Below are 6906 nucleotides of genomic sequence, written 5' to 3'. Positions count from 1 at the left end.
GAGCTCTTAGCTGAGCTAGCTCCGAGCTCGAGAGGCGACCGACGTTGGCGCCAAGTATCGGACTTTCCTCGTGATTGAGAAGCGGGGGAGGGGTGGGGCTTCGTGTGCGGGTGGGAGGAGCCGCTCTGCCGAGGGACGTCGTTCCCGCGCGGCGGCTCGAGGCACGGAAGGAGCTCGGCCGCTGTCATCGCGCGGAACGACGCCGAGTTACGGAGGGGCCCGCCCGCGCGCGAAGGCCCACCCCCTCCCTCGCGAGGGTGACGTGGACGTCCCCCTGTCGCGCCGCATCCGAGCTCCGACCGACGTTGGCGCCAAGTGCCTGACTTTCCTCGTGATTCAAAAGCGGGGGAGGGGTGGGGCTTCGTGTGCGGGTGGGAGGAGCCGCTCTGCCGAGGGACGTCGTTCCCGCGCGGCCGCTCGAGGCACGGAAGGAGCTCGGGCCCTGTCATCGCGCGGAACGACGCCGAGGGGCCCACCCGCGCGCGAAGGCCCACCCCCTCCCTCGCGAGGGTGACGTGGCCCTTCCCCCTGTCGCGCCGCCCGACGTTTGCCGAGCTCCGATCGTGCCGAGAGCCCCTCGCGAGGGTGACGTGGCCCTTCCCCCTGTCGCGCCGCCCGACGTTTGCCGAGCTCCGATCGTGCCGAGAGCCACGAGAGCCGACCGACGTTGGTACCGAACCGACCGACGTTGGAGCCAAGTGTCGGACTTTCCCCGTGATCAAAAAGCGGGGGGAGGGGGTGGGGCTTCGTGTGGGGGAGGAGCCGAACCGCCGAGGGACCTCTCCGCGCCTCACACAGGGGCGCCGCTCTTGTCCGTCTCGATGCACGCCCCTGCGAGCGATCGCGCCACCAGGCGCCGCACCTCGGCCCTCGACGGGACTGCTCCGATCAACACCACCCGGTGGTGGACGACCGCGGCCAGCGTGTCGAGCAGGTAGGCCACATCGATCTCGCGCGGAACCTCACCCCGCTCGATGGCCGCTCCGATCCGCGTCTTGGCTCCTCGTCGAGCCTCGACCCGAAACGCCCGAATGAGCTCGGCGAGCTCCGGGTCCCCTCCCTCGGCGTACACCACCCGCACGAGCGCGAGCCCCCTCGGCGTCGCCAGTCGTTTGACGTTCTCCAGCGTGCTCGCCGTAAGGTCGTCGAGCAGATCTCCCGTGTCGGCCACCGGAGGTCTCGCCGCAAGCTCGGCGCTCAGCGCATGCCGCGTCAGCTCCGCTCGCGTCGGCCACCGGCGATAGATCGTGGTCTTCGCGACCCCGGCTCGCGCCGCCACCGCTTCGATCGACAGCGCCCCGTACCCACGGCTCGCCACCTCCTCGAGCGTCGCCTCCATGACCGCCTCGACGACCCTCGCGCTCCTCCCTCCCTCGCGCTTTCGGGGCACCGACGGCCGGTCGGCCTGGGCAACGGGCGAGGCGCTGGTCTTCGTTTCGTCCGACACACGATCCATTTGGGCATGAACGATCAAAAACGCAACGGGGAGTTGCTTTAAGGGTCTCCCGGCGCTACACCCATAACGCTACGTGTCGTAGCCTTAGTGAGGTCCCGTGGCCGCCGTCACATCCGCCGAAGCTCCCGAGCACACCACCTCCCCCGAAGTCGAACGTCCTGTCTCGCCAGGCAAGCCCGCCGCGCGTGGGCGCCCGATCGCGGCGCTCGTCGTCTCGCTGGCCGTGGCCGCGATCGGATACACGTACGTCACACGTCATGGGCGTGAGCGCACGGACGACGCTCAGGTCGACGCCGAGGTGGTCGCCGTCCCCTCGCGCGCCGGCGGCGTCGTCGCCAAGGTGCGCTTCACCGAAAACCAGCGCGTCAAGAAGGGCGACGTGCTCGCCGAGCTCGACGCGGCCCCACAAAAAGCCCGCCTCGCCCAGGCCGAGGCCGCCGTAGCCCAAGCCGAGGCTGCGGCCCGCGCCGCCGACGAAGACGCGAAAATCGCCGAACGAAACGCGCGCGGGCAGAAGTCGATCGCCTCCGCTTCGCTCTCGGGTGCGGCGTACACCGCCACGCAGACCCGCGAGCAGATCGCGGCCGCCGACGCGCGCGTCCTCGCGGCGAAGGCCTCGTTCGACGAGGCGAAGCTCGAGCTCGATCGCATCCAGTCGCTCTTCGACAAAGGCGCGCTCCCGGCCTCTCAGCTCGATCGCGCCAAGTCCGCCCACGAGAACGCCAAGGCCGGCTACGAACAAGCCAAGAGCACCGCCGAGGGCACCCGCGCGAGCGTCGGATCCGCGCAAAGCCGCGTCGCAGAGGCCTCGGCCCGCCTCGAACAGGCGAGCGACGTCGACGCATTCATCGCCCAGGCCCACGCCCGCGCAGAGACGGCGAGAGCCTCGGTGCAGACGGCTCGAGCCGCGCGCGACATCGCCGCACTCGAGCTCTCGTGGACCTCGATCGTCGCTCCTCACGACGGCATCGTCTCGAAGAAGTCGATCTCCGAAGGCCAGATGATCGGCCCTGGCACGAGCGTCGGCATGCTCGTCCCTGACGCGGCCCCTTGGGTCGTAGCGAACTTCAAAGAGACGCAGCTCGGCGCGATGCACGTGGGGCAGCCCGTGACCTTCACGGTCGACGCCTACCCGGGGCGAGAGCTCCGCGGCGAAATCGAGAGCATGAGCGCCGCGACCGGCTCGCGTTTTTCGCTCCTCCCGCCCGACAACGCGAGCGGCAACTACACGAAGGTCGTGCAGCGCATCCCGGTGCGCATCAAGACGTTCGAGGTCCCCGATGGCGTGTCGCTCAGGCCCGGCATGAGCGTCGAGGTCGTGGTCGACGTCCGCAAGTGAGGCCCTCATGAGCGCGGTCGCACTCGCAGGAGCCTCCGATCCGAGCTCGCGTCGGTGGCTCATCGCCATCACCGCGGCGCTCGCGGCCCTGCTCGAGATCGTCGACTCGAGCATCGTGAACGTCGCCCTGACCGACATGCAGAGCTCGCTCGGCGCCACGCTCTCCGAGGTGGGCTGGGTCATCACGAGCTACGCGATCGCCAACGTGATCGTGCTGCCGCTCGCCGCTTGGCTCGGCGATACCTTCGGAAAGAAACGGTATTTCGTCTTTTCGCTGGTGGGCTTCACGCTCTCGTCGGTGATGTGCGGCCTGTCGACCACGTTGCCGATGCTCGTGCTCGCGCGTGTGCTGCAAGGGCTCACGGGGGGCGGCCTCCTCGCGAAGGCCCAGTCGATCCTCTTCGAGACGTTCCCCAAATCCGAGCAGGGCAAGGCGCAGGCGCTGTTCGGCGTCGTGGCCATCGCAGGCCCCGCCATCGGCCCCGTGCTCGGCGGCTACATCGTCACGAACCTCGACTGGCGCTGGATCTTCTACATCAACCTGCCCATCGGCATCTTCGCCGTGTTCATGGCGCTCACGTTCCTCCCGGAGGACGGCGCGCCCCTCGCGAAGAGAGAGACCCGCGTCGACTGGCTCGGCCTCGCGCTCCTCGTCGTGGGCCTCGGCGCCCTCCAGTTCCTCCTCGAAGAAGGGCACAGCCACGGCTGGTTCGACTCCGACGAGATGATCCTGCTCGCCGTGGTGGCCGTCGGCGGCCTCGCGACCTTCGTGTGGCGGCAGCTCACCATCGCGTACCCCGTGGTCGATCTTCGGGTCCTCCGCCACAGATCGCTCGCGGGGGGCGCCGCGTTCTCGATGGTGCTCGGGATGAGCCTCTACGGCGCGCTCTTCGCCGTGCCGATCTTCGCCCAGAGCGTGCTGAAATACACGGCGCAGCAGACGGGCCTCATGCTGCTCCCGGGCGCCCTCGCGAGCGCCTTCATGATGCCGGTCGCGGCCAAGCTCGCGCAGAAGCTCGATCCTCGCATGCTCATCGCGGCGGGCGCGCTCGGCCTCGTCGGTGCCATCCTCATGCTCGGAAACCTGAGCCCGCTCTCGTCGGCCGACGACCTCCAGGTCGCCCTCGTGCTCCGTGGCGCCGCCACCGTCTTCATGTTCCTCCCGCTCAGCCTCGCGACGATCGGCCCGCTCCCCAAGGCGGACATGCCCGCGGCCACCGGTATCTTCAACCTCACGCGGCAGCTCGGTGGCAGCATCGGCATCGCGCTCATGACCTCCGTGCTCTCGACTCGCCAGGTGCACCACACGGCGCGCCTGTCCGAGGCCGTGTCTTCCGGGAATCCGCTCGCGACGGGCCGCCTCGAGGGGATCGCGCAGATGCTCACGGCCAAGGGCATGGCGGCCGACAAGGCCAAGGCCGCGGCGCTCGCCATGGTCGAGGGGCAGGTGCGCCTCCAGTCGGCGGTCCTCAGCTTCAACGACTGCTTCTACGTGGCCGCGCTCATCGTGCTCGTGTGCCTCCCTCTCGTGCTCTTGCTCGGCAAGCCCGCGAAGGGCGCCCAGGTCGACGCGGGGCACTGAGCGCCCGGGGAAGCAACGATGGACGCGCCCCGGCGGTCACGGGCATGCGCCGTGCGGCGAGCGCGCCCCCTGATCACCGTGTCGCGCGGACGTCGTCGTCCCGTCACGGGGCCAGCCGGAGACGAACGGAATCGCTGAATATCGGCGCGGCATACGCCTTGCTCCGCCGCCCAGCATGAAGGACCTTCGCTTGACCATCGCGCTCGGCACGTTGGCTTTGTTGCTCGGATGCACCTCGAACGAAGAGAACGTGGGTCGAGGTTGCGACGTGGAGCCGAGCTCGCTCGTCTCGGAGGCCGTGTGTGGAGGCGTCGCGAACGGGCCCATCGCGGTCGACGGAGTGGCGACGATCGTCGCGTCGTCCGTCGCGACGACGAAAGACGTCCGCGTCGCGATCACCGTGGACAAGCCCGAAATCCTGCGCGTCGTGGAGACGACCGCTCTCTCGGACGAATGCCGCCGGGCCACGGTCCGGGTTCGCGCGCTCGCGGAAGGGAAGGCCACGGTCCGGTTCGTCGGCGCGGACGGCACCACGGTGGACCTCCCCGTCGAGGTCCTCCCGCCACGACGCCTCGAGGTCTCTCCCTACCTCGCTGCGCTCGCCTCCCAGGTGGACCTCCCGACCGAAGGCGACCGGAAGCCGGAGGCCCCTGGGAAGACGACCGTCCTTCGCCAGGTCGAAGGGGGCCGGGCGACGTGGCAAACGAAGCTCTTCGCCGCGGACGGGCGAGAGCTCCGTGGCCGCGCCGGGGTCACCTATACGATCCCGGCCGGAGTCACGGCCGAGCCCGTCGCCGAGACGACCGATCTCGAGCTCGTCGAGCTCTCGGCTTCGGCCAAGGTGGCGGGAGAGCTCGAGGCGCGCGCCGGCCAAGCCTCCCTGGTCCTCCCGATGCAGGTGGTCGGGCCGGATGCCGTCGCCGGAATCGAGATCTTCTCCCAGGCCGACGAGCCGAACCCGCCGTCGAAGACCGCGGACAAGGAGCAGCGCTTCTACGTGTACGTGCAGGCCAAGGACGGAGAGGGCGCCATCCTCCATGGCGCTCCGTTCGACCTCGTTCTCGGCGGCAAACCGATCGGGCCGGGCGGAGAGCTGCTCACGTACGCTCACACCCGGAGCGGTGGGCTCCGGCCCCTCGTCGCGACCGTGAAGGGCAGCCCCGCGCGCGCCGAGGTCTCCCTCCGCACGGCGGCCGAGCCTGCGCCGAGCCGCTCTGCCGGGCACGAGCTCGCCGGCTGCTCGATTTCGGGTCGCGGCCTGTCGGCGGGCGGATGGCCACTCGCCGTGTCGGCCGTCGTGCTCTCGTGGCTCCGAGGGCGGCGTCGACGAGCGGCGTGACGGTAGACGCGTAGCCTCGTGCCGGGCCATGATGCGCGCATGGTCGAAAGTGCGTACGCCACGAGCCGCTACCGTCCCCTCGAGATCGCCCACGAGTACGGGCCCAACGTGCACCTGCTCGACGATCCGCTCGCGTGGACGCAGCTCGCCCGCCTCTGCGCGCGCGACACCGTCCAGCCCGAGGTCGGGCGGCTCGTGCGCACGCTCTACGAGAAGCTCTCCGAGGTGATGGTCGCGGCCGAGTTCCCGCGCGAGCGTGTGGCCGTGCCCACGCGCATGGTGATCAAAGCGCCCGAGGCCGTCTACCGCGGGCTCGCGATCGATCCCAACACGCAGGTGGTCACGATCGGCATCGCGCGCGCGGGCACCATGCCCTCGCAGGTCGTCTACGAGCTCTTGAACGAGGTCCTCGATCCCGCGGGGGTCCGGCAAGACCACCTCTTCATGTCCCGCGCGACCGACGCCGACGGGAAGGTGGTCGGCGCCACCTGGCACGACGCGAAGATCGGCCGCGACGTCGAGGACCGCATCTTGGTGTTCCCCGACCCGATGGGGGCCACGGGCTCTTCGCTCAACAGCGCGCTCACGCACTACAAAACGCGGCTCGAGGGCAAGCCCAAGAAGTGCATCACGATGCACCTCATCGTCACGCCCGAGTACATTCGCAACGTGCTCGACAAGCACCCCGACACGGTGATCTACGCGCTCCGCCTCGACCGCGGCCTCTCCCCGGCCGACGTGCTCGCTACCACGCCCGGCAAACGCTGGAGCGAAGAGCGCGGCCTCGACGAGCACCAGTACATCGTGCCCGGGGCAGGCGGCGTCGGAGAGATCCTCAACAACGCTTGGGTGTAGTCTGCATGTGGACCGGCGCCCGCTCGACGGCGCCGGGCTCGCGATCGCCGCGACGTGCCGAGCGCGTGCGGCATCGTAAGCTCGAGGTTCGTCACGCTCCTGAACGGGCGTGCGGCCCATCGTGAGCCTCTCGGCTACAAAAAGTCCTTCAATTCCAAGGGCTTGACGAACGGCCGAGGTGCCCGCAAAAACCATTGCGCAGTGCACCAGGTTTGGTGTTCGCGTTGCGGCAAAACCTAGGTATAAACGCGGGCCCAGAGCTGCGGCCGCGGCTCGATTGACGACTCTGTAAGCCCCGTCCCCGAAAAGCACCGTTAGCCCCCCGTGGAGGCCAC

General features: G+C 69.4%; 5 protein-coding genes. 4 read left to right on the top strand and 1 reads right to left on the bottom strand.

Going from position 1 to position 6906, the window contains the following annotated elements:
• Window positions 1-790 precede the first annotated feature (790 nt).
• Window positions 791-1456, bottom strand: coding sequence for a TetR/AcrR family transcriptional regulator (locus IPK71_35580; protein ID MBK8219083.1), 666 nt, complete (start codon window positions 1454-1456; stop codon window positions 791-793).
• Window positions 1457-1553: 97 nt separating this feature from the next.
• Between IPK71_35580 and IPK71_35575 the strand changes: the two genes are divergently transcribed.
• The 4 genes from IPK71_35575 to IPK71_35560 all read left to right on the top strand — a co-directional run bounded on the left by IPK71_35575 (window position 1554) and on the right by IPK71_35560 (window position 6571).
• Window positions 1554-2795, top strand: a complete 1242-nt coding sequence (locus IPK71_35575) for an HlyD family secretion protein (protein MBK8219082.1) — start codon at window positions 1554-1556, stop codon at window positions 2793-2795.
• Window positions 2796-2802: 7 nt separating this feature from the next.
• A complete protein-coding gene (locus IPK71_35570) occupies window positions 2803-4377 on the top strand; it encodes a DHA2 family efflux MFS transporter permease subunit (protein MBK8219081.1) in 1575 nt (524 codons plus the stop codon).
• Window positions 4378-4552: 175 nt separating this feature from the next.
• Window positions 4553-5716: a hypothetical protein gene (locus IPK71_35565; protein MBK8219080.1), complete on the top strand. Its 1164-nt coding sequence runs from the start codon at window positions 4553-4555 to the stop codon at window positions 5714-5716.
• A gap of 39 nt (window positions 5717-5755) precedes the next feature.
• Complete coding sequence (locus IPK71_35560; protein MBK8219079.1) at window positions 5756-6571, top strand: uracil phosphoribosyltransferase; 816 nt, start codon at window positions 5756-5758, stop codon at window positions 6569-6571.
• Window positions 6572-6906 lie beyond the last annotated feature (335 nt).

The organism is Myxococcales bacterium, assembly GCA_016712525.1.
Lineage (GTDB): Bacteria > Myxococcota_A > Polyangia > Polyangiales > Polyangiaceae > JAAFHV01.
Note: the sequence above shows the minus strand (reverse complement) of the source record. Positions and strands in the feature narration are given on the sequence as shown.

Excerpts from the sequence above, each read along its gene's own strand:
- IPK71_35580 (MBK8219083.1), bottom strand. The coding sequence starts at position 1,456 with ATGGATCGTGTGTCGGACGAAACGAAGACCAGCGCCTCGCCCGTTGCC.
- IPK71_35570 (MBK8219081.1), top strand. The coding sequence starts at position 2,803 with ATGAGCGCGGTCGCACTCGCAGGAGCCTCCGATCCGAGCTCGCGTCGG.
- IPK71_35565 (MBK8219080.1), top strand. The coding sequence starts at position 4,553 with ATGAAGGACCTTCGCTTGACCATCGCGCTCGGCACGTTGGCTTTGTTG.
- IPK71_35560 (MBK8219079.1), top strand. The coding sequence starts at position 5,756 with ATGGTCGAAAGTGCGTACGCCACGAGCCGCTACCGTCCCCTCGAGATC.